Genomic DNA, 24,730 nt, shown 5'->3' on the forward strand with positions numbered 1-24,730 from the left:
TAATAACTATATATGGCTGAAGCTAAAACATTAAGACTAAACAGAGTTTTAAGAGAATTAAACATCTCTTTAGATAGAGCAGTGGAGCACTTGGCTAAAAGTGGTCATGAAATTGAGGCACGTCCTACAACTAAAATTTCTGACACTGAATACCAAATTCTACTCGATGGTTTCCAAACGGACAAATCTAAAAGAGTGGCTTCTCAAGAAGTAAGCGAAGAAAAGCGAAAGGAGAAAGAGCAGATTCGTAAAAGATTAGAAGCAGAACAAGAAGCTAAACGTTTACAAGAAGAAGTAAAGAAACAAGAAGTTTTAAAAGCTAAAGCTGCAAAACCTCAACTAAAAACTGTTGGTAAAATTGATATTAATACATCTAAACCAGTAGTTGAAAAACAGGAAAAAAGCACACCTCCACCACCTAAAGAGGAAAAACCTGTTGAAGTTAAAGTTGAGAAAAAAGAAGTTCCTAAGCAAGAAAAGCCCAAGGAAGTACCAGCTCCTAAAGAACCTCAAAAGCCAAAAGAAAAACCAGTTGAAGTAAAGAAAACTGAGCCTAAGAAATTTGAGCCTAAGAAAATAGAAGTTCAAAAACCAGAAGCTAAGAAAAAACCAGTTGTTAAGGAGATTACTCCTGAAAATGCTGAAAAGATAAAGACAAAATATCAAAAGCTTGATGGTCCTAAAATGACAGGTCAGAAAATTGATTTAAAGCAATTCGAACGACCTAAAAAGAAAAAGCCTGAAGCTAAGCAAGACAACAACGATAAGAAAAAGCGCAAGAGAATCACCAAACCTGGCACTGGAAACAATAACCAGCAAGGTAACAACAATAATAATAACCGAGGAGGTCAAGGAAATAACCGTGGCGGACAAGGTAATAACCGAGGAGGTCAAGGTAACAATCGTGGAGGACAAGGTGGAAACCGAAGAGGAAATCAACGTGGTAGAGGAAGAAGACCAGAGGTTAAGAAGGAAGAGCTTACAGAAGCAGAAATCCAAAAACAAGTAAGAGAAACTCTTGAAAAACTTCAAGGGAAATCTAATAAAGGTAAAGGAGCTAAGTATCGTAGAGAGAAGAGAGATCAACACCGTCAACAAGCTGAAGCAGAAATGCAAGCAGCACAAGAGAAAGTACTTAAAGTTACTGAGTTTGTAACAGTAAGTGAGGTGGCGACTATGATGGATAAGCCAGTTACAGATATTATTTCTGCATGTATGATGTTAGGAATGATGGTAACTATGAACCAACGTTTAGATGCTGAAACATTACAAATTGTAGCTGAAGAATTTAACTATAAAGTAGAATTTGTTGGTGCTGAAGTTGAAGAGTCAATTGAAGAAGTTGAAGATAAGCCAGAAGATTTATTACCTAGAGCTCCAATTATTACAGTAATGGGACACGTAGATCATGGTAAAACATCTTTATTAGATTATGTTCGTAAAGCTAATGTAATTGCAGGTGAGAGTGGAGGAATTACTCAACATATTGGAGCCTATAGTGTAACATTAGAAGACGGACAAAAAATAGCGTTTTTAGATACACCAGGTCACGAAGCCTTTACAGCAATGCGTGCACGTGGTGCTCAGGTAACGGATTTAGTAATTATTGTAATTGCTGCAGATGATGATGTGATGCCACAAACTAAAGAAGCAATTTCACATGCACAAGCAGCCAATGTACCAATAGTATTTGCAATTAATAAGGTAGATAAGCCAAATGCAAATCCTGATAATATTAAAACACAATTATCTACTATGAATTTATTAGTAGAAGATTGGGGTGGAGATATTCAATCACAAGAAATTTCTGCTAAAACAGGGCAAGGAATAGACGAATTATTAGAAAAAGTATTATTAGAAGCTGAGGTATTAGAGCTTAAAGCAAATCCTGATAAAAACGCGATAGGTACTGTAGTAGAGGCACAATTAGATAAAGGTAGAGGATATGTTTCTACGATTTTAGTACAAGCAGGAACATTAAAAATTGGTGATTACTTATTAGCTGGAAAGCATAGTGGTAAAGTAAGAGCAATGTTCGATGAGCGTGGTAACAAAGTTAAAGTCGCTGGACCATCAACACCTGTATCTATTTTAGGTTTAGACGGAGCACCACAAGCAGGTGATAAGTTTAATGTATTTGAAGATGAGAGAGAAGCAAAACAAATTGCAGCTAAACGTTCTCAGTTACAACGTGAGCAATCTGTTAGAACTCAGAAAACACTAACACTTGATGAGATTGGACGTCGTATCGCATTAGGAGACTTCAAAGAGTTAAATATTATCTTAAAAGGAGATGTGGATGGTTCTGTAGAAGCATTAACAGATTCTTTCCAGAAGTTGTCTACGGAAGAAATCCAAGTGAATATACTTCACAAAGGAGTTGGTGCAATTACTGAGTCTGATGTATTATTAGCTTCTGCTTCAGATGCAATCATTATTGGATTTAATGTACGTCCTCAATCTAATGCTAGAACAATAGCTGATAGAGAAGAGGTAGATATTAGAACATACTCAATTATCTATGATGCAATTAATGATCTGAAAGATGCAATGGAAGGAATGTTATCTCCTGAAATGAAAGAAGAGGTTATCGGTAATGTAGAAATTAGAGAAGTATATAAAATTTCTAAGATTGGAAACATTGCAGGATGTATGGTAATGAGTGGAAAAATTACCAGAGATGCTAATGTTAGAATCATTAGAGAGGGAATAGTAGTTCATGATGGTGAGTTAACTTCATTAAAACGTTTCAAAGACGATGTAAAAGAAGTGACGAAAGGTTATGATTGTGGATTACAAATTAAAGGTTATAACGATATCAAAGTTGATGATGTTATAGAAGTGTATATCGAAGTAGCTGTTAAGAAAAAGCTGAAATAGCTGAAATAAAATTCATAAAATTAAAAGCCTATTAACTTTAGTTAGTAGGCTTTTTTTTGTTTTTATACTTGGTTGATTGTTAGTGTTTTAAAGTATTTGTGTGGTATTAAAATAACATTTTATGATATTATTTTTTTATTTAACACTTTAGCACTTTAACACAATTTTTAGATTCTTTTTTCGATGTAAATAAAATATTGGCGAATATAAGTTACAACCTATCGATTATGAATTAGATATTATTTCTCCCTCTTATATTCTCTAGTTTTGAATCAACATCAACCAACATAAATTTTATGAAAAGGATATTCCTATTTACTTTTTTGTATGTTTATACTGTTTCCTTTGGAGCTACAATTTATCCAAAAGATTCTTTACATGCAATCCCTGAAAAGGTTAATAATCTATATCGAGTTTCTTCAACTATAGCAGAGAATCAAAAGTTTTCATGGGAAAATATTTATAAATGGTACCCTGTTACAACTACAATAATTAATGATAGAGATAAAGCTTCAAGTTCTTTTAAAGTAATAGAAGAACATGAATCTTGGGTGGATACCTTTTCTAATGAAGATATTCAAGAACTACCAGTAGGTGTAAAATATACCAAAGGAAATATTCAGTATGCTATTGGAATCACACATGCGAATATTTATAAGAATTATACAGAACTAACAGTATTTGCTCGAGTTCGTTTACCACAAACCAATCAAAATGGAATTCCTGTAGAACTTTTTTTTGGAGCTAATAATGTGAAATTATCGCATCAAGGAGGAATTATTGGTGATGCAAATTTAGTTTTGTTGGGAGATATGCATATTCCATTAAATTCAGGCAAATGGATGCTTACTTTAAATGGTGGTTTCGATTATAAATCTGGGAAAACTGAAAATAAAACTTATGTAACCATTACATGTGATGGTATTAAAGAGTTGGCTATTGAAGGAGAAGTTGAGTTTTCTAGAAGTTTAATTCTTCCTGTAGAGCGTGATGGAAAAGTTAATGAAACCAAAACTCAGGTTACTAAAAACATAGAAACAGAAAATGGAACACAATCAGTTCAAGTTCCCTATCGAGTAAAGGGAGGATTTAAAGTAATTGCTTCTGATTGGAACGATTTATTAGTTGGAATTAACCTACAACCCTTTGTACTCGCTAAAAAAAGGAATCAAAAGAATTATGAAGGGAATTTTCAGTTTCATGTTAATGAAGCAGTTTTAGATTTTAGTGATTTAAGAAACGATACAAAAGTAGTATTTCCAAAAAGCTATCAAGAAAAAGGATTATTACTCCCTGCAGAGGAAACTTGGAGGGGGGTCTATATAAATACAATAGAAGTACGTCTTCCTAAAGAATTTAAAACGTCTGAAAGCATTTCTCAAAATAAACGAATAGGCTTTGGAGCACATCATTTATTATTAGATAATTATGGTGTATCGGGATCTTTTTATGCAGAGAATATTTTTTCAATAGATAAAGGAAGAACTAATAAAGAAAAAGCGTGGGCATATTCTTTAGACAGAATAGAAGTAACGTTAGATGCAAACAAGTTAAAAAAGGCTTCTTTTAATGGGAAGATACAATTACCAGTTTCTAAAAACGATAAAAGAGTAGGTTTAAATTACAAAGGATTAATTTCTGATGAAGAATACTCGCTTACAGTTAGTAACGACTCTGTAGTTGATTTTAATCTTTGGAAAGCAAAAGGAGAATTATTACCCAATAGCGCAATAGAATTAAAAGTTAAAGATGGTGAATTTAGACCTAAAGCTGTATTACATGGTAGATTAGCAATAAGCGCAAGCCAAAAAGAAAGTCTAGAAAATGAAGGAAAAGAAATAGTAGATGCTAAAGGCAAAAAACAGTTTGTAGAGTTTAAAGGAATAGAATTTCAGAATTTAGTTTTAAAAACTGAAGGTAGAGTCTTTTCGGTAGACTATATGGGATATAAAGGGCAAAGTTTACTAGGAAATTTCCCAATTTCTATTTCTAAAATAGGAATAACAGCTAATGAAACTAATGCTAATCTGTATTTCGATATCGGGTTGAATTTAATGGGAGAGAATAATGGTTTCGCTGCCAATACTAGCCTAGCAATTATTGGATCCTTTGAAGAAAGAAACTACAAGCAACGTTGGAAATTTGAAAAGTTAAAGCTTGAAGCTATAGGATTAAAAGCTGATTTAGGAGGCTTTTCTATGGAAGGAGCTTTAAAGTTCATGAATAATGATCCTGAATATGGAGATGGTTTTGCAGCCAATTTAAAGGTAGAATTTAAATCAGGAAAAGGAATTAGGGTTAGAGCTAAAGGTATTTTTGGAAGAAAAGACTTTAGGTACTGGCAATTTGAAGCTATGGTGGATAATTTGCCACCAGGAGCAGGAACAGGATTAATTAATTTAGAAGGTTTTTCTGGTGGAGCATCTTACAGAATGCGTAGAACAGATTTTAGTTCTTCTTTTTCTCCCTCAGGTATTGGCTATACTCCTGATCGAAAAGTCGGCTTAGGAGTTAAGGCTATGGTAATGTTTAATGCAATTAAAAAAGAGGTTATAAAGGGAGGTGCAGGTTTTGAAATTGTATTTAATAGGAATGGAGGGATAAATTTCTTAGGTTTTTATGGTCAAGCAACTTTTATGGACGTAAAAATCCCAGGAATGGACAAGGTGAGTGGGTTAATGTCTAAGGTTAAAGCAAACACTGTAGCCAGAAAAAAGTTCTTAGGAGTAACCGATGAAAACGTATCTAATTCTTGGGTAGGTAGAAATTTACTAGATAAAGCTTCAGGAGACTTTCCTCAAACACCACCAGATAAAATGGAAATTAGTGCCAAAGTAGCCATAACCTATGATTTTCAAAATAATGTACTTCATGGAGAATTAGACTCTTTTGTTAATGTCATTGGAGGTTTTGTTAAAGGAGTGGGGCCTGGAGGAAGAGCAGGTTGGGCAGTATTACATTTTGGACCAAAAGAATGGTATGTCTATGTAGGAACACCTGAAGACCGTTTAGGCCTACAAATAGGAGTGGGACCTATACGTGTGAAAACTGGAGGATACTTTATGACAGGTTCTAAACTCTTACCCTCACCACCACCGCCACCCTTAGTTGCTGAAATTGTTAGAGTAGATCGAAAGGAACTAGACTATATGCGTGATGAAAATGCAATTGCAAGTGGAGCAGGTTTTGCTTTCGGAACCAATATTTCTGTAGATACAGGAGATTTACGATTCTTAATTTTTTATGCAAGGTTTAGAGCAGAAGCTGGTTTTGATATTATGCTAAGAAATTACGGGGAAGCAAAATGTAAAAATACAGGAAGAAGAGTAGGAGTTAATGGTTGGTATGCTAATGGACAAGCCTATGCTGCTATGCAAGGAGAATTAGGACTTAGAATTAAGTTGTTTTTTATCAAAAAGAAAATTCCAATAATAAAAGGAGCAGCCGCAGTTCTTTTACAAGCAAAAGCCCCAAATCCAATTTGGATGCGTGGATATTTAGCAGGAGAGTTTGATTTGTTAGGAGGGTTGGTTAAAGGAGGTTTCCGATTTAAATTGAGTCTAGGGGAACAGTGTGAGTTTGATAATGGCGCTCCACTTGGAGGGTTAAAAATCATTTCTGACGTAACTCCTAAAAATGATTCTAGAGATATTGATGTATTTGCGATACCTCAAGCAAGTTTTAGTATAAAAGTAGGAGAGCCAGTTGTAATTCCTGAAGATGATGGCGATAAAACGTATAAAATTATTTTAGAACAATATAAGGTATTTCATAAAGGAAAAGAAATACCTGGAGTTATAGAATGGTCGAGACATAAGGATAGAGCAAATTTTGTATCCACTGATATCTTACCACCACATCAGCAATTAAAAGTACAGGTAGAAGTATCATTTAAAGAAAAAATTAATGGAATTTTTAGAACCATTATGGTAGATGGTAAACCTGCTGTAGAAATAGAAGAGCGCACATTTACTACAGGCGATGCACCAAGTAATATTCCACTACATAATATTACCTATGCGTATCCTGTACTAAATCAAAAATACTTTTTAGAAGACGAGTACAAACAAGGATATATTCAATTAAAAAGAGGTCAAGATTATTTATTTGATAACACACAATGGAAAAGTTCTTTAGCCTATTATGATAATGAAAAGTTAATTGCAGAAAAAACATTTAATTACCATACGGGTGACAATATAATTACATATGATTTACCTAATGTTTCTCAAAAATCGAAATATCATATTAGTATTGTTAGCAAACCTAAAAATGGAAATAATTCATCAAATAACTCAAATAATGACGATGCTTATGAGAAAGTAGATTTAAATAATTCAGAAGGAAACTCTGTAGAAATACAAAAAATTAAATCAGCAAATATTTCCAAAGAAAGCGGGTCTATAGAACGTTTAGCCTATGATTTTGCCACCTCGGAATACAAAACGTTCAAGAAAAAAATCAATTCAATGAGAGTGAATGATTATAGATGGGGTGTAGTGTATTCTGATGTCATCTATTTGAATAATATGATAAAAAATCACGAACCATTTGATTTGGTTGACTTAAGAGGAGATGTGTATACAAATAATAAACCTTTGGTAATAATTGAAGCTACTTTAAAAGACGATTATTTTACTAAAGATATTAATCCTCCTTTTTATGCAAAATATCCAATGTTTGGGTATCGATTTAAAAATAGAGACGAAAATGTTCTAGGAGCTCCTCCAAAGTACGCATTACCGATAATTGAAAGTTACTTAACCAATTTAGAATATGATGTTAATACACATGAATTGGAAACAACATTCCCATTTCGATATAATTTAGGTTTAATCTATAAAACAGATTGGGTTGATCTACATTCACAGATAGTGAATGCACATATTGAAGGAGAGATAAAATCAAATAATCCAATACTAAACTTTTTAGATGAAGATTATCTGTTTATGAGACATGGTTTTTATGAAACTAAACTGATATATAATTTGCCAGGAGGAAAAAAAGGCTCAGAAGCTTTATTTAGATATAAAAACCCAAACAAGTTTAGATAAAATATAACTCCCTATTTAATTGTATTATGAACATTAGAATATTATTCAGAAAGAAGTATCTAACAATTTTGTTAGTCTTGATAACTACACATGTTTTTGGACAAGAAAAGCAACAACAAACAGATCCAACAATACAAATTTTATCTAGAATACAAAAAGATAGAGTGTTACTACGTTGGGCAGCAAGTACCCCTAGTGCTTGGAAGAAGACTAATAAAACTGGTTTTGTCTTAGAAAAATATGTGTTAGCTCGTGATGGCAAACGCTTATCTAGCTTAGAGAAAGTTTGGACAAAACCAATAAAAGCTGATCCTTTAGAAACTTGGGAAGAACTAGTGAAAACTGATAATAATGCAGCTGTAATAGCTCAAGCCATTTTCGGAGATAGTTTTTATGTAAGTGGAGGAAAAACTACTCAGTTGATGGATATTTATAACCTTTCCAATGAAATTACACAACGTTTTTCTTTTTCATTGGTTGCAGCTGAAGCAAACTTTGAAGCAGCTAAAAAAGCGGGTTGGGGTTATGTTGATACAGAACTAAAAGCAAATGAAAAATATGTATATAAAATAAAGTCTGCTGTAACCTCAGAAAAACAATCGATCAAAGGAACAGCAGTTATTGTTTCTCTACAAGATTATCAAAAATTACCAGAACCCATAGATCTAAGAGGGATTTTTGGAGACAAAAGTGTTGTTTTAACTTGGGAATATGAGTTGTTTAAAAGAATATATACATCCTATAGTATAGAACGATCAGAGGATGGTGTAAACTTTAAAGCATTAAGTAAAGAACCGATTGTTAATTTAAACGATATTCCAAATGCTCCAGCAAAACGAATGTTTTATATTGATTCATTAGCATCAAATGATAAAACCTATTACTATCGTGTAAATGGAGTAACATCATTTGGAGAGAAAAGTGGATACTCTAAAGTAATCTCAGGAAAAGGAAGTCCTATTTTACCTTACACACCTAGAATTACTGATGTAAAGCTTACAAAAAACGCTAATGAAGCAGCAATTTTTTGGGACTTTCCTAAAAAAGGAGAAGATATTATTCAAAAGTTTCAACTATTAATAGCCTCTAAAGATGAAGGTCCATATAAAATAGGAATGGATAATATTGGTGTTACTAAACGTAAACTTATAGTATCTCAGTTAGATGCATCAAATTACATAAAAATAAAAGCAATTGGTAAAAATCCAAAACAGCAAAAAACCTCTTTTTCAACTCTAGTGCAACCTGTAGATACGATTCCACCTGCTGTGCCAATAGATCTGGAAGGAAAGATTGATAGTTTAGGTGTGGTTAGAGTTTCTTGGAAGCAAAATGAAGAAAGTGATTTATTAGGATATAGAATTTTTAGAGGATTTACTCAAGAAGAAGAACCATCACAAATTACAAAATCCCCTGTTGAAATCAATTCTTTTATTGACTCAGTAGAAGTTGAAAATTTAAATTCAAGAGTTTTCTATCAAGTAGTTGCCGTAGATAAACGATTTAATCACTCTGAAAAATCTTCAGTTTTAATTTTAGAAAAACCAGATGTAATTCCTCCAACAGCTCCTGTATTCTCAGACTATACTATAGAAGATGGGAAAATTCAATTACACTGGATTCGTTCTTCAGAAGAAGGAGAAGTAACTCATGAATTGATTAGAAAAGATCTAACAGACAACTCTGAATGGAATACTGTTTTTAAAACAAAAGATACCATACAACAGTTTGTGGATAAACAATTGCAAAATAATCATACATATAGATACCATATACGTGCTATTGATAAAGTAGGATTACAATCAAAACCATCTACACCATTAACAATTCAAGCAGAAGTATCAGAAGTTATAACAGGTATAAAAGGTTTGAACTATATCGTGAATCGAGTAACCAATCAAATAGAACTTTTCTGGAGAGCTAATGAAAAAGAGATTTCAGAATATACTTTATATAAACAGTTAAAAGCAGATAAACCGAGTACTTGGCGTGTGTTGCCAAGTACTGTAAAAAAGGTAATAGATAAAGAAGTAAGTCCGAATGAGACTTATATCTATCATGTTAGAGCATCATTAGTAAATGGTGAATTTTCAAAAGTAAAAACGATTGAAGTAAAATTTTAGAAGATGAGAAAGATCATAAAAATAATCATAGTCATACAAATCTTTTTCTCTAGTATTCATTTTATAAATGGGCAGGAGTCTTACTATGAGTTAGATATTACAGGCTATGTAGGTGATGGAGGGAGAAGTTGTGGTACTCAGAGAGGATTACAATGGATTGAGTTAGTTTATGAAAATGGAGCAAGAGATACGTATTTTAATCCTGGTATTTATGAAAACAGAGCATTAGTTACTCCAAGAGTTAAATTTTACAGGAATAATAGAATAATACAAATAAGATTTCATACTAATAGTAGATATAGAGACTTTGGGTGTAAATCAAGGAGAAGTACTTTAAATCTTAATATTTCAAATTTAGATTGTACAAACCATTCATTTGATTTTTCTGCTTCGGGATTGACAGTGGCAGGTAATGCAAAAGTAGTTATTAAACCAATAATAAAACTAAGAGATCCTGGGGCAAATAATAATTTTGGATCAAATGATTATATAAATATCGCAGGAGGAACTGGGGTAGATAATGGTCGTTACTTTTGGGAATATTCATTTAGATCATTTGGTAGTTATAATTTATTACCTAGTTATACATGGAGAAATAATAATCTAAGAGTAAGAGGTCTAGATTTCCTTAATGAAGCTAGAGATCATGGTAAATTGGTGTATTTCAGAGTAAATACATACTGTAATAGTTCTGTTTCAAATCCTGTAGCATATCGCTTTCTCAGAGACGCGCCAAGATTTGTGTCCTCCCAAAGCGATAATACCAAATGTTATGGTACAAATGATGGAAAAGTAAAGTTAACTTTTGATAGACGATTATCGCCAGGCGAAACCTTAAGTTTAACAAGTACAAATCCTAATTTTCCAGGCACACATGTGAATTTAACATCAGCTGATTTTGATAGTAGTAATGCTATAACTATTGAAGGTTTAGCTCCAGGAACGTATCCAATTAGAATGGTAGGTTTTTATAGAGGATTTAACACCTTTATTAATACTTCCGATCATAGGAGAACAATAACTATAAACCGCCCAGATCCTGTTGAGTTTTTTTTGAATAAAACTGATGTATTTTGTCATGGAGGAGCTGACGGTGCAGTAAAGATTTCAGCAAAAGGAGGCCGAAGTGGAGTTTTTCAATATACGTTTAAGGAAGTGAATGATACAAGTCCTATACAAGATAGTGATTGGAAAACCTTTACAAATTCTGGAGTATGGCCTTATTATCAAGTAGCCGAAGTTGTAGAAAATTTAAAAGAAGGAAAGTATAAAGTTAGCGTTAGAGATGCTAATGGTTGTGAAGCTAAGGAAGTAAAAAGAGATGGTGCTGGCCGTATTATAGGGATTAATCCTATTGTTAATAAGGAAATAGAAGTTAAGCAACCCGATAAGCCGTTACGTATTGAACTTACCAGTGGAGGAACAATAAATCCAAGTGGTTTTGGGTTTTCAGATGGTCAGATTGTGGCTCATGTTACCGGAGGTACTCCTTTAGGAGGAGGGAAATATAACTATACTTGGACGCACGAAAAAAATGGTGTGCTAACCACATGGACCAATTTTAAAGAAGAAATAGTTTCAGGTGAAGAAGGATGGTTTATTACATTAGAAAATGCCATTGATGGTAAGTATTCATTAACAGTAACTGATGAAAACTTTAGTGGAGCAACGAACAAAGGAGGATGTAACGCTAATATAGAAGTAACATTAACAGAACCCAATGAGTTAACCGTAACAATTCAGAAAACAAATGCTATTTCGTGTAATCCTAATAATACTTTTGGTGATACCGCAGATGATGGTGAATTAACAGCTATTGCTGATGGAGGAATTCCATTTGACCCTTTACTTGATGGAAAATATAAATATGAGTACACTTGGAAGAAAAAAGATGCTTCAGGGAACTATCAAGTTATACCAGGAGAAAACGGAAATGTACTTAGTATGCAAGAAACAGGAGAGTATGCGGTAAACATTAAAGATCAAAATGGAGTTATTGTAGGTACTTATGTTAACAATATTTTAGATAAAGCAAATGATGCTACCTATAATCTAACACCACCAGATTTACTAAAAATAGAATATACCAAACAAAATGTATTTTGTTATCAAGGTACAGATGGATCAATTGATGTCACAATTACAGGAGGAACAGGAGCATATACCGTAAAATGGAGTAATAACAAAACTACAGAAGATATAGATGGACTTATTGCTGGTAGTTATATGATTAAGGTAACAGATGATAAAGGTTGTCAAGCAGAAAAAACCATACAAATAGAAGAGCCAAAAGAACCGTTAAAAATAGTCTATAGTTTTTTTGAGCCTACATTTGCGGGTGCTACAAACGGTTGGTTAGAGGCTACAATCACTGGAGGAACACCTTTAGATACTGATGAATACACATATTTCTGGAAAGATAGTAATGGTAATAATTTAAACGGGCAAGTAAGTTCTAGTGTTACAAGCGCTGGAAATGTATTGACATTAACAGGGTTAGGAGAAGGTGAGTACTATCTGACTATCCAAGATAAAAATTACCCATTAGCTACAGATAAGCCTAGTTGTACCATTATTGAAAGCGAATATATATTAGATGATCCAGAACCATTGGAAGCCATTATACAGATACAGAAACCTATATCTTGTAGTGGAACCAATATTTATGGAGATCCCTATACCGATGGGGTGTTGGAAGTGTTAGCTTCTGGAGGGATAAAATTACAGCCCAATCAGAATAATGGATTATCGTATTATTATACTTGGAAAAAAGAAACAAGTCCTGGAGTGTGGACAGTTCTACCTTTACAAACTACAAACATTGCTTCGGGGCTAGGAGAAGGAAATTATGCAGTAAATATAAAAGATGCTAACGGTATTGTATTAGGAGAATATCAAAATAATGTTTTAGTACAAGAAAAAGATATTACTCAAAGTATCAAAGAACCAGAATTATTAGAAGTAGAAATAAAGAAACAAAATGCATATTGTATTGGCGGTAGTGATGGTTGGATTGAAGCTAAAGCAATAGGAGGAACAGCTCCGTATACTTTTGAATGGGAAGATGGAAGAAAAACTCCTAGAATAAATGATTTATCACAAGGGTTTTATAAATTGATAATAACTGACAAGAGAGGGTGTAGAGTTGAAGTAGAGGTGCCTATCGAAGAACCTAAAGAACCACTGAAAATTACGTTCTCTGAATTTGCAACACCTTCCACTAAAGATGCTTCTAATGGATGGATAAAAGCAATTGTTGAAGGAGGAACACCTGATACGTTAGGAGCATATACCTATTATTGGCAAGATGAATCAGGGAATTTATTAAATGCACAAACAGTAGCCCAATTCATCAATAATACATATGAAATTACTTTAAATACAATACCTAAAGGAAAGTATTATTTAACCATAGAAGATGCGAATTACAATATAGCAACAACTAAGGAAGGATGTACTCATATTGATGAAGAATTTATTTTATATGATCCAATAGAAGCTACAATTAGTGTTGAAACACCAATTTCTTGTAATCAGAATAATGTATTTAACAATCCGTTTTCAGATGGAGCGCTAAAGGTTGAAGTAACTGGAGGTTTACCTTTTGCTTCGGGGAATCCTTATGTATACACATGGAAAAAACAAAATAGTGCAGGGGTGTATGAAGATTTAGGAGTAGACAGCCTAGTAGTTTCTGGTATCTCTGAAGGTAATTATGCAGTAAATGTAGAAGATAGTAGAGGTGTAATTATTGGAGAGTATAACAGTCTTAATTTAATTAAACCTTCAGATGAGTTATTTGCTTTTAAAGAACCAGAGCTATTAACTGTTTCATTAACTGCTACAGAGATTTCTTGTGAAGCAGGAAACAACGGAACAGCAACTGTTACAATTTTTGGAGGAATTCCACCTTATGATATTCAATGGTCTAATGGAGATATTACTGAAACAGCAACAAATTTAATAGCTACGAATTATGTAGTATTTGTTACTGATGCAAGAGGTTGCCAAGCAACAGGTAATATTACACTAACTCCGCCTGGTGGTTTAAAAATAGAACCGATAGTAAAGAAAGATCCAACCTGTTTTAATGGGAGCGACGGTGAAATTCAATTGCAAATTTCAGGAGGAGTAACGCCATACACATATTCTTGGGATACAGGAGAAACTACAACATCAATTTCAAATTTAGAAAAAGGATCTTATAGCTTTTCTTTAGAAGATGCTAAAGGGTGTAAAGCTTTTGTAGAATTTATATTAGAAGATCCAGAGGAAATTATAATTGATTTAGGAGAAGATAAAACGCTGTGCAATAATCAATCTTTTGTTCTAAATGGAAGTATAAATGATGCCAATGCTACCTATGTATGGACCTCTGATAAAGGGTTTACAAGTACAGATGCTGAAGTTACTGTAACTGAAGGAGGAACCTATACTGTTACAGCTACTTCTAAAGAAGGGTGTACAGCAACTGATACAATTACTATTTCTTATAGTAATCTTGATATTGATGCAGAACTAATTATGTCTTCTCAAGCTTTTGTGAATGAAGAAGTAGTAATTTTTAATGGGAGTAATCATAGTCCAGAATCCTTTGAGTGGATCTTACCAGATAATATCACATTAGTAGAAGAAAGATCCAACTCAATTGTTGTAAAATTTACAACTGCTGATAGTTATGAAATAGGACTGACTTCTAAACAAGGAGAATGTTTTCAAACTACATATAAAACTATTGTAATTGAAGAAACAGATGTGATTATAGATGACGATAATAAAGATTTACCTTTTATAGAATCGTTTACCATTTCTCCAAATCCAAACTCTGGTGTATTTACCTCTTATGTAAAACTAGCAGATCCAAGTAAAATTTCGATACGAATATTCAATTTACACGGTGAATTGATGAAGAAAAGCGAAATGCCTGAAATCATAGACGAACACGAAACAAAATTTAATGTTCCAATGTCATCAGGTATGTATATCGTGGTCTTAGAAACACCAAAACAAACTCAGGTAAGAAGAATGATTGTAAAGTAAACGAAATGAAAATAGAATCACTTAAACTTAAAATTTTTGTCTTCATTTTAGTGAGTGTAGTCATCACTTCATGTTATGAGGAAACTGCCATTACGGTAAATTCTGTATTTGATATTACTTATGTAAATGGAGATCAATCTGTACCAGTAGGGATTAAAATATCAAATAAAACAGAAGGCGCAGATCAATACGAATGGACTTTTGAAGGAGGGAATGTAACTTCTTCAACAGAAAAAAATCCACGAACTATTATTTATAATGAAGCGGGGACCTATAAAATAGTATTAAAAGCTAGTAATATAGATGGAGAAGAAGATGTTTTTGAAAAAGAAATTACAGTTTTAGAAGCTATAGATATTAACTTTTCAATAGCAGTTATAGAGAATAGTTTTTCTCCTGTAACAGTGAAGATTACGAATGAAACTGTGGGGAATGATTTAACATATGTATGGAGTTTTGAAGGAGGTGTACCAGCAACTTCATCAAAGAAAACTCCAGATAATATAACTTTCACTTCAGTGGGAATGCATCAAATTCAACTAAAGGTTTCCAATGGTTTTGAAACACTAGAAAAAACACAAACCATTGAGGTATTACCACCACTTCTTGTTGATTTTGATTGGGAACTAGATACTTTTGATGATGATTCGCAAGCTCCAGTAAATATTACCTTAACGAATAAATCAGTCAGTGCAACGTCTTTTTTATGGACTTTCACGGGAGGTAGCCCAACGACAAGTACAGTAGAAAATCCTAAAGTACTTTTTTCAACACCAGGAGAACATACAATAAAATTAGAGGCATCTAACGGAAAAGAAACGAAATCATTTAGTACTACAATTACCATTTTACCAGACACAAATCTTCGAATTTTTGAAGATGTTCAATTAGGAATAAATATAGCACATAATACCAATTCGATTGGGGCATTTTTTTCAAGTGAATTAAGAAAAACATTAACAGCTAATGAAGTTACAGCAACCAATGGAAGTATAATTGATCTTGCATTTTTAGGCTTAAATAACACATTTAGTTTTAACAAATTTGTAAGTCCAACTGAAGTGAATACGAATGGTTTTGTAGCGATACCAAACGCTTCCAAAACAAAATATATCAATTCTATAGAAAATTGTAATTGTGGGATTAGCTTTTCAGAAGCACAATTTAATGCAATGATAAACGATCAACCTTTACAAAGTTTAACCTTAACAGAAACTCCTGAAGGATTATTGCATTTTGATAATACTACAGTTCCTCGGATTGTGTTATTTCAAACACAAGATGGAAGAAAAGGAGCGATAAAAATTAAGCAATTCGTGGAGGGTGACAACAACTCACATATTATTTGCGACATAAAAATTCAAAAATTGCCGTAACATGAAAACACTAATCAACCTCATTATAAAATCATGCTTTTTAATGTTGTGTATTACTATTAATGCACAACGATACCCTGTACAAGTTACACAAACCATCATACCACCGTACTCTTCAAGATTGAGTGATTATACTACGGCCACAAATGTGAAGTTAAGATTAGACTTGTTACTTACAGATGTAGTTTTAAATAATCGACAAGTACGTTTAAGATTACGTATTAAAGGAAATGGTTTCGATATACGATCTAGAGAGGTGGTTTCTGGAGGCCCACAAATATTTTTAAATGGAGGTGTTTTACAGCAATTTACCAATTTAGACTTAAGTGCGTATTTTCAACTTAATAATTTAGTAGGAATTTCTCCGCAAGATTATAATAAACCGTTGCCCGAAGGAGTGTATAGTATTTGTTGGGAAGTATATGATGTTATCACAAATCAACAAATTAATAATCCAGCTACGGGATGTTCAGATGTATTTATCATTTTAAATGATCCTCCTTTTTTAAATCTACCTTTTAGAGGAGATCAATTGGTAGCTAAGGATCCTATGAATATTATTTTTCAATGGACACCTAGACATGTAAATGCAACTAATGTAAGCTACGATTTTGAGTTGCGAGAAATATGGGATCGTAATGTGGATCCACAAGCTGCTTTTCTGGCTTCACCAAATTACTACACAGAAACGCTTAGAACTACTACCTTACTGTATGATATTAGTAAACCTGTTTTATTACCAAAAAAAATGTATGGTTGGAGAGTAAGAGCAAAATCTCTTACTGGAATTTCAGAAAATTCAATCTTTAAAAATAATGGTTATAGTGAAATCTATTATTTTACCTATACCAATAAATGTGATGCACCTACCTTTATTTTATCTGAAGCATTAAATAGTAGTGGGGTTAAAATTACTTGGCAAGGAAACTTTGAACATCGAAAATTTCATGTTCAATATAAAAGAGAAGATATTCCTGATGCTGAATGGTTTGATGTATATACATATAACAATCAAGCTCAAATATCAAACTTAAAAGAAGGAAAAACATATCTCTTTAGAGTAGGAGGTTCATGTAATGAATTAAACGATTTTCAACAAGTTTATTCGTATAGCCCCATCAGTCAGTTTACTATGCCAAGAAAGGAAGAGGTCGCAACTTATAATTGTGGGATAATTCCTGAAATTGATATAAAAAACTTTGAGCCTCTCCAAAATATAGGAGTGAATGAAACCTTTACTGCAGGGGATTTTCCGATTACAATTAAACAAATTCAAGGAGGAAATGGTGTTTTTTCAGGAAAAGGATTTATCGTTGTTCCTTATTTAGCAGATACTAAGATTGCCGTTACGTTTTCATCAATAAAAATTAACGATAATTATCAATTAGTTGATGGAGTGATCAAAACTACATACGATCCTACTTGGGGAGGTGTCAGTGATGTAAACGATGCTTTTGTCGGAAACGACGGAACTGTACAGACAAATACCGTAGACTTTGTTATAGCCGATGTTCAAGTAGATCCGAATGGCGATGTTATAGTTATAGGGATCAATGGAGAAATAGTAGAATTACCTGGGGGACAAGATCAAGTAATTACAGATGCTAATGGACAAACATGGACCGTAGATGAAGAAGGTAATGTAACGCAAACAGGGGAAGTAGCAGAAGGAGGTGCAACTAATTCACAAAATACCAATGGCGTAAATAATCAAGGAGAAGCCATTGCTATTACTGCTGAAGGAGTAGTAGTAACATTTGAAAATGCTTCAGATAGTATCTATGGTTTTGATGCTTATGATAAGTCAGATGAAGCAACAGAAGGCTTGTATAAAAAGTTAAATGATAACTATTATATTCCATACAAAGCTGTAGCGAATGGAAAAACAGATAGAGTTATAGCGAATTTAGCAATTACTGATGCTAAAGTAAAGCCGCAAGACATCATATTTAAAACTAAAGATGGTGTTGCAATTAAAAAAGTGGATAGTACATCAACTTCTTATACTTTAGAGTTACAAGGAACTTTTTCAGATGTAAGTATAGAAACACAGGCGTTAATTAAACAAAAAGAAAAGTATGAGGTAGCAGGAGCTTTTATTCAATATCATGCTGAAATTAAAGAAGTAGCTGTTACACTAGTAAATACATCAAATAGTAGTACTCGAAAAATTAAGGAATCACTCCAAACTATTTATGAAAAAGCATTAGTAAAGTTAGATATTAAAGAAATCAATGATTTTACAAATGATTTAGAAAGTATTGTTTCAGGTAATACGATTACTAGTGGAGAAAGTGGTTTTCTAGAAAAATACACTGATCAACAAAAGCAGATCAATAAAGCATTAAAAGACCGTAAAGATTTTAATCAAAGTGCATATTATCTAATTCTAACAGATAAAAAATCATCAACAAGTGGAGAAAAAGGATTTATGCCTTTAGGAAAACAGTTTGGTTATATCTATATGGGAAATGGTGCTAGCGAGGAAACTGTAGCTCATGAATTAGGGCATGGAGCTTTTCAGTTAAAACATCCTTTCTCTCCTAAAAGTTATGGTTATGATGAAGCTACTATAAGCTGGTTGTTAGATTATAATGGAGGAGATAAAATACCTTATGTACATTGGAAAGAAATTCATAATCCGAAGCTACGTTTTGGAATTTTTGATAAAGATGAAGATGCGCAAAGTGTTACAACCACAATGCCTATTGAATTGTCAATTAATAAAAAGAAATACAATGGTAAATATTACTATGGATACTTAACACCTTCTGGAGAACGAATTATTTTATCTCAAGACTATAGACCTATTTTTTTCCATGGAATAGCAGATGATACTTATAATAATGTAGTTGCGGGTACATTAATAGGGTTCAAGAAGAAATTTAAAAATATTGAAGGCAAAGTAGAAGAGATAAAGTATAGAGCTACTATAGTAAATAATGAGTTTTTAGGCTACAGTGATTTTAAATATGAAAATCCTGATATAAAAGATGATAAGCATAAATCTTTTGTGATGGGGTTACCATACGGAGAACCTGATGTAGATAATGGGCATTGGAAAAATTATAAGTTTAAAGGAGAAACAATCCCAGAATATAAAGGACAAGACAAACCAATTTTAAATATTATTTCTGATCGTTTTCAAAACTTAGGATTGTTTAATACTATCGAATTGATTAAGTCTATAAAATATGTAAACCCAACTAAAGTATTAGGTGAAGGACAGATAAAAATTACAGACAGGGAAATAAAATTATTAAGTGGATATTACAATAGTGACGAGGGCCAATGGTTTAAAGATTTATTAGCAAATGCTGGTAGAGGTAGCTATACAATAAGTCATAATGAACGTAGGGAAGTATTTTTAATTATAAAGATCGCTGAGATTTATAATAGATACCCTAAAATTTTTAGAGAGTTTACAAAGTTTTTTAATAATTGGGATTTATGTAGTATTAAGGATGTTACGTTTAATTACGGAAAGTGGGATAAAGAGAATATACCATTTGGTTTACATCCAAGTAAAAAATACACTACTTGGAAGAAAAATTTAACCCTAACAGAATCTAATGATGAATTGTATAATTTTTATCAGCAGTTTCTAATTGAATTATTCGAGTTTGTCCAAAAAGAAGCTAAAGCTAATGTGGCTTGTTTAAATCAAGATTTTGAAAGTAAAAATAAGCATGAATTATATGAATGTATTCTAAGAGCTAGTGAGTTTGAACTAAGAGATCTTCCTGTACAAAAGCAACTTATAGCAATTAAAAAGATATTGTCAACTTCGAATAGTGGAGGAGAAATATCAGATGAAAAAGAAATACAAATCGCTAGAGTGTTCCAAGCAATTAGTAAAAATAAAAATTCATATACTGAAACTTTAAAGTATTTAGAGAATGAAAAGATAACTTACAATTGGTCTATACAAACCAAGAATACTCAGCTTCCTCAAGAAAAAACACAGCCACTTTGGCGAGCATTATTCGAAAATGTGGAGGATGAAATCTTTATTGTGGGAGAAGATAACAGACAAAGTATTGTAAGATCTATAGGACAAATATTTTTAGGATCTAAAGAATACTTTGTAAAACAATTACAAGAAAATATTAATCCTGAACTCTTAACATCAATGACTTTTAAAGATTTAAAGTCATTACATGATAATTTTTTTACGTATGAAAATGATTATCAGAATATTTTTAGAAGAGGTTGGAGTGATATAGAAGCTACAGCTCAAGGAGTAGGAGGGATAACTATTTATGATGAAGAAGATTTATACAAGAGTGTAGATACCAAAATAACAGACCAAGATTTAATCAATGTTAGACAAAAAGTTAAGTGGGGATTATTTAATAGTACGACATTAAAAAATGAAGATTTAACTCCATTTCAACTAGTATCTTTTATTAATATTTCTAAGAATAATTTATTAAAATCATTCACAGCTAAAGATGAACAAGGAAATCCACAAGCACTTTTCATTCCTGCTTTTACATTGCATTATGCTAGTGAAACTGATAGGTTAACTACCAAGTCAGATATTATAATAACAACAATAGATTTGCTTGCATTTTTACCAAGTGGAGGTGTAGCTTCATTAAATACATTCGGAAAGTTTGTATACTATGCAGATAAAGTAAGTTCTATTTCCAGTATGGCAGGAACTGCTTTTAAAGAAACCGACCCTACACTTACAGAGTTTTCAAATCATTTAAGTTTAGTTTCTGGTATAGCAAGTTTGGGTGGCTTATCTAAGAAAATGACGAGGTTAAGTGCTCAAGAAAAATTAGTAGATGTAATTAAACCTGATGTTGTTTTAAGAGATGTAATTCATAAAGACGTTTTAAAATCAACAAATAATCAAGTTGAAAACGTAAATAACTTTGCAGAAAGAATCTTAAAAAAGGAGTTTGATTTATCAGCAATAACCAAAGAACAAATTGATGTTACTAAAGAAATTCTAGAAAATGAAATTAAATATTTAAGAGATTTTCCAGATTTTAAAGCTACAAAAGTTAGAGAAGCGATTGCCAAAGTAGATCAATTAGGACTTGAAAAATTAAATATTACATACAAATCTGTTGTAGATGCAAATTTAGTCTCTAAAGAAAAAATAGCTAATGCTTTAATAGAATTAAATAAGATAAATAATGATGGATTCATAGACATTGTCATTCATGGTTCTAAAAATAAATTTGTTTTAGATCTTCCTAATGGAGTTAATGAACTTGAAGCTTCAAATTTAGTAGACTATATCAAGAATGAAAAGGCTTATGAAAATGTAAAAAATTTTAGGTTATTAACTTGTGCTAATATAGATTTAGCGAAAGATTTTGCAAGGCTTTTACCTGAAGGTTATACAGTAAGAGCAGTTGATGATATTGTTAGAATTCACTCAGATGGAGGTATTACAACAGTGTCAAGAGATTCTAATAAATCAGTTGGTGAATGGAAAGACTTCACGAAGCAAAAAGACGGAACTGTAAAACAAAAGTCAGCTCAATCACCTAAGAAACCAACGACCGAACATCTTACTGATTTTGTACAGTTAGGAGGGAATAAAGCGAAGTACAAGAATATTCGTATAGTACCAGAAGGAAAACCATATCCTGAGGATTTTTCAGATATTGAAATATCAGAATTAACTCCAATGCATCCAGCTCCAAGAGCAAGCCAATCAGATGCTGTTGAAAAGTACATAAAGAAAATAAAAGAAGATGGCTTTAAAGTAGTGAACGCTGAAGATGGAATAAACCCTGTAAGAGTAGTTAAACTACCAGACGGAACCAATATTGTAATGGATGGGATGCACAGAGTAGAGGCTATGAGGCAATTAGAGGAAAACTATATCCCAGTATTATTTATCACTTATGAAAGCTTAGAAGATGCTGTAAAAAAGGGAATGGGTATAGCATTACTAGAAAATGTATATCAAGTACTGCATATAGGAAAAAGAACAGGGTATTATAAAGGTACATGGATGCCAGAAATACCGAATATGAAAAAATGGAAACGAAATGAAATTCTTGAAGAAGTAAATGACTTTATGAGTAAAGAGTTTCCTGATTTAGCTGGTGCTGAGGATAAAGTATTTGAATCTTTGAAAAATCTAATACCAAAAGATAAAATACAAGCCTTTACAAAAGAGTTTAAAGGTCAAAAAAAGAAGCTTCTTGAGCTAGCAGAAAATCCAGATATAATAGATACTTGGATTGCAATAGAAAAATTGATAGAAAATAATACAAATAGCTTCCCAAAAAATATAGTATTTACAGGTTCTGATAGATTTAAAACAGGAGATGATTTTACGGATATCATTATTCACTTTGATGATAGCGGTAAATTTATGATGAACGTTGAAGGAGAAGAAAAAGTAGTGTCATTATACATGCTGAGTAAGGTAATCAACAATATATCTTCCAGTGAAAAAATACGTTTATTGTCGTGTAATAACGAAAAGGCAGTAATAGAACTTTCTAAGATAATTGATAAACCGATCTATGCTAGTGATGGGCCTGTTTTATTATATCCAGATGGAGTAGTTCATCATACAGAACCATTTAGAAAATATCACAAAGGAGCACGTAGTGACTTAGATGAAATTCCACCTTCTTTAGAAAGAGGAAAAGGAACTCCATTTGTTTTAGGAAAATTAGAAGGTGATATAGATGCATTTAATAAAGTATTCGAACAAAATTCGGATAATGTAAAAGCAAAAGTCAAAGAGTTAGGATTTGATTCAGAGACAACAAATAACTTTATTGAAAATTTCTCGAACCTAGAAAAAGATCTTGTAGAAGAAATAGGAAATAATACTTCATTAGTTGCTTCATGGAAAGCACTATATGACATAAACAGATCAACACCTTTAGAAGTAATTTCATTAGAAGATTTAAAGGATACAGATGAGGTTTTAGCAAGTATAGGTGGGTACATGAAATGGAAATTAACTCCAGAAGGAAAAGAAAATAGACTGTGGAAACAGATTGAAATGAGAGATGGTCATTTTGAACTTTTTGTTTTAGGAGGTAAAAAAATAGATCTTGCTGATTTTACAGTATCTGATATAGGTGAACTAGAATTGGATATAGCACTAGCTCCTTATCTTAGAAAACAAGGTATTGCTTCCAAAGTTTTCGAACAACTTCGTAAAAAATACAATCCTAAAGAATTTATAGCAAATTGGATAGATTCCGATTATTATAAAGAAGGTAGATCAACTAATTTATCACAATACCTAGAGTATGAACATTTAGGTGATAAAAAAGCAGCTTTTAAAACACCTTCTGGAAAGTTAGCAGAGAAAAATGGTTTTACAGGTGAACCTATTTTTATTTTAAAAAAGGAAGATCAAATAAAAGTAGTGTTCACAAAACCAGAGAACCAAATTCGTTCAAAATTTAGAGAAATGATAGTTGGGGTCGGGGATAATATTTATCACGAAGTAAATCTTGAAAAATCTATTATAAAGATAGAATCTTTAAAGGAAGATGTAGCGGTTAGTTTGATCAATGCTTTAAAGAAAGCAAAATCAAATGTAGTTAGAGCTTTTATAGAAGATTTAGAATTGTGGGAAAGTTGGCAAATACTAAAAAATGATGCTAATAGTTTGGAACTAGATTTTCTGAATTTATTTACAACTAAATCAGTAATTTATTCTTATCAAAAACAGATTAAAAGTAAAATAGAAAAACTTAAAACTTTATTTCCAGATTCCCCACAATCTGAATTAGCCGTAATATTTGATTATACAAAGGTTGCGTATGTAGATTTAAATCAGGCGTTAAGAGGTAAAATTTTAATGACTGATAGAATACAAGGATTTGCTAACGCATTAGAAAAATCTTTAAAGAAATTTCCAAAATATTCAGGAAATACCTATAGAGGAACTTCTGTGTTAGAAACTAGGATTGCAGAGTATAAAAATGCTTTTGAAAATAAAATACCAGTATTGGAAAAAGCCTATAGTTCTTCTAGTAAAAAATTAGAAATAGCAAACAAGCATTTATTGAAAAGACCTAAAACGGGTAGAAAACGAATTCTTTTTACAATTAAAAGTAAAAGAGGAATTGACATTGAAGATGTTTCAGCTTTTGGTCCAACCTTTAGAGAGCCTTCACAGACTGAAGCAGAAGTTTTACACCTTGCTAACACAAAATTTCTTGTAACGAAATATGAAGAGGTTACTGATAAGAATGGGGAAGACTTAATACTGATAACTTTTAAAGATATATAAGAGGCTATTTTAACAAAG

6 protein-coding genes are annotated in these 24,730 nt (G+C 32.3%); all 6 read left to right on the top strand.

Annotated features, from left to right (window positions below):
- Positions 1–12 precede the first annotated feature (12 nt).
- Positions 13–2,880 (top strand): translation initiation factor IF-2, encoded by a 2,868-nt coding sequence (gene infB, locus BVC87_RS08005; RefSeq protein ID WP_075341847.1) that lies wholly within the window; start codon positions 13–15, stop codon positions 2,878–2,880.
- A gap of 296 nt (positions 2,881–3,176) precedes the next feature.
- Positions 3,177–7,934: a hypothetical protein gene (locus BVC87_RS08010; protein ID WP_075341848.1), complete on the top strand. Its 4,758-nt coding sequence runs from the start codon at positions 3,177–3,179 to the stop codon at positions 7,932–7,934.
- Between the two features lie 26 nt (positions 7,935–7,960).
- Positions 7,961–10,057, top strand: coding sequence for a fibronectin type III domain-containing protein (locus BVC87_RS08015; RefSeq protein WP_075341849.1), 2,097 nt, complete (start codon positions 7,961–7,963; stop codon positions 10,055–10,057).
- Positions 10,058–10,060: 3 nt separating this feature from the next.
- Positions 10,061–15,097 (top strand): T9SS type A sorting domain-containing protein, encoded by a 5,037-nt coding sequence (locus BVC87_RS08020; RefSeq protein ID WP_075341850.1) that lies wholly within the window; start codon positions 10,061–10,063, stop codon positions 15,095–15,097.
- Between the two features lie 5 nt (positions 15,098–15,102).
- A complete protein-coding gene (locus BVC87_RS08025) occupies positions 15,103–16,473 on the top strand; it encodes a PKD domain-containing protein (protein WP_075341851.1) in 1,371 nt (456 codons plus the stop codon).
- A 1-nt stretch (position 16,474) separates the two neighbouring features.
- Positions 16,475–24,712 (top strand): ParB N-terminal domain-containing protein, encoded by an 8,238-nt coding sequence (locus tag BVC87_RS08030; RefSeq protein WP_143569742.1) that lies wholly within the window; start codon positions 16,475–16,477, stop codon positions 24,710–24,712.
- The last annotated feature ends 18 nt before the right edge of the window (positions 24,713–24,730 follow it).

This window comes from Tenacibaculum agarivorans, assembly GCF_001936575.1.
GTDB classification, from domain to species: Bacteria; Bacteroidota; Bacteroidia; order Flavobacteriales; family Flavobacteriaceae; genus Polaribacter; species Polaribacter agarivorans.

Coding starts and splice junctions, on each gene's coding strand:
- BVC87_RS08025 (WP_075341851.1), top strand. CDS start 15,103: ATGAAAATAGAATCACTTAAACTTAAAATTTTTGTCTTCATTTTAGTG.
- BVC87_RS08020 (WP_075341850.1), top strand. CDS start 10,061: ATGAGAAAGATCATAAAAATAATCATAGTCATACAAATCTTTTTCTCT.
- BVC87_RS08010 (WP_075341848.1), top strand. CDS start 3,177: ATGAAAAGGATATTCCTATTTACTTTTTTGTATGTTTATACTGTTTCC.
- BVC87_RS08015 (WP_075341849.1), top strand. CDS start 7,961: ATGAACATTAGAATATTATTCAGAAAGAAGTATCTAACAATTTTGTTA.
- infB (WP_075341847.1), top strand. CDS start 13: ATGGCTGAAGCTAAAACATTAAGACTAAACAGAGTTTTAAGAGAATTA.
- BVC87_RS08030 (WP_143569742.1), top strand. CDS start 16,475: ATGAAAACACTAATCAACCTCATTATAAAATCATGCTTTTTAATGTTG.